General features: G+C 67.5%; 2 protein-coding genes. One reads left to right on the forward strand and one right to left on the reverse strand.

Features of this window, described 5'->3' with window-relative positions; translation table 11 throughout:
* The first annotated feature begins 127 nt into the window (after window positions 1-127).
* Window positions 128-1,561, forward strand: a complete 1,434-nt coding sequence (proS, locus tag D7W82_RS39340) for a proline--tRNA ligase (protein ID WP_120623143.1) — start codon at window positions 128-130, stop codon at window positions 1,559-1,561.
* Window positions 1,562-1,631: 70 nt separating this feature from the next.
* Here the strand turns inward: proS and D7W82_RS39345 are convergent.
* Window positions 1,632-1,896 (reverse strand): adenylate/guanylate cyclase domain-containing protein (locus D7W82_RS39345; protein WP_147439778.1); only part of this gene is annotated, 265 nt, incomplete at its 5' end.

Below are 1,896 nucleotides of genomic sequence, written 5' to 3' on the forward strand. Positions count from 1 at the left end.
GGCGGGTCATTTTCCAAGCACGGGCGGCGTTCAGGGGACGAGTCCGGCCTCGGTCCGGCGTTGATTTCCGGAACATCCCATCGTACGCAGCCTCCCACTTTCCATCCCCTAGCAAGGTGCCCAGCACATGGCCGAGAAGCTCACGCCCCGCGAGAAGGGCTTTTCCGAGTGGTACGTCGACCTGGTCCAGAAGGCGAAGCTCGCCGACTACTCGGACGTGAAGGGCTGCATGGTCATCCGCCCCAACGGCTACGCGCTGTGGGAGAACATCCAGCGGACGATGGACAAGATGTTCAAGGACACGGGCGTGAAGAACGCCTACTTCCCGCTGCTCATCCCGGAGAGCTACCTCAAGAAGGAAGCCGAGCACGTGGAGGGCTTCAACCCGCAGCTGGCGGTCGTCACGCACGCGGGCGGCCAGAAGCTGGAGGAGCCGCTGGTCATCCGGCCCACGTCCGAGACCATCATCAACCGCAGCTTCTCCAAGTGGATCCAGAGCTACCGCGACCTGCCCCTGCTGGTGAACCAGTGGGCCAACGTGATGCGCTGGGAGATGCGCACGCGCCTGTTCCTGCGCACCACGGAGTTCCTCTGGCAGGAGGGCCACACCTGCCATGAGACGGAGGCGGACGCGGAGGAGCGCACGCTGCAGATGCTGGAGGTCTACCGCACGTTCGCGGAGGACTACATGGCCATGCCCGTGCTGCCGGGGCGCAAGTCGGAGTCGGAGAAGTTCGCCGGCGCGCTGCGCACGTACAGCATCGAAGCGATGATGCAGGACAAGAAGGCGCTCCAGGCGGGCACCAGCCACAACCTGGGCCAGAACTTCGCCAAGGCCTTCGACACCACGTTCCAGGGCCGCGACGGCCGCGTGCACCACGTGTGGCAGACGTCGTGGGGCTCCTCCACGCGCCTCATCGGCGGGCTCATCCTCACGCACTCGGATGACGCGGGCCTCGTGGTGCCGCCGAAGATTGCCGCCACGCACGTGGTCATCATCCCCATCGCCGGCAAGGCGACGGACGCGGAGAAGACGCAGGTGATGGAGAAGTCCCACGCGCTGGCCGCGGACCTGCGCAAGGCGGGCCTGGGCGTGGTGGTGGACGACGACGAGACCAAGGGCCCGGGCTTCAAGTACAACGAGCACGAGCTCATCGGCACGTGTCTGCGCATCGAGCTGGGGCCCAAGGACCTGGCCAAGGGCTCGTGCGTGATGGTGCGCCGCGACCTGCGCCAGAAGGAGTTCGTGTCGCTGGACGAGGCCGTCGCCAAGGCCCAGGCCATGTTGGATCAGATGCAGAAGGACCTGTTCCAGAAGGCCAAGGACTTCCGCGACTCGCACACCTTCGAGGTCAACTCCTACGAGGAGCTGAAGGCGAAGGCGGAGGACGGCTTCCTGCTGGCGCACTGGGACCTGGACCCGAAGACGGAGGCGCGCATCAAGGAGGAGACGGGCCTCACCACCCGCTGCCGCCCGTTCAGCCTCAAGCAGGAGCCGGGCAAGTGCGTGATGACCGGCAACCCGTCGCCCGGCCGCATCGTGTTCTCCAAGGCGTACTGAGCACGCGCTGACGTGCGCCGCACCGCGGGGCTGGGAGGCGACTCCCGGCCCCGCTGTCTTTTTCAGCGCGTCAGCTGGCGGCGAGCAGGCCGCGCTTCCGGGGCAGGAAGGTGGCCACCGGCTCCGGCTTGCCCGCGACGGGCAGCGGGGCGGCGGCCTCGAAGTCGAAGGTGTCCCGGCAGCGCTCGCGCGTGGCGTGGGAGACGAGCACCGGGGCGCCGACCTTCTTCGTCAGTCCTTCGATGCGGCTGGCCAGGTTCACCGCGTCGCCAATGACGGTGTACTCGCGGCGCTGCTCGCTGCCGACGGCGCCCACCACCACGCGGCCGGTGTGG

This window comes from Corallococcus sp. CA049B (assembly GCF_003611685.1).
Classification (GTDB): Bacteria; Myxococcota; Myxococcia; order Myxococcales; family Myxococcaceae; genus Corallococcus; species Corallococcus coralloides.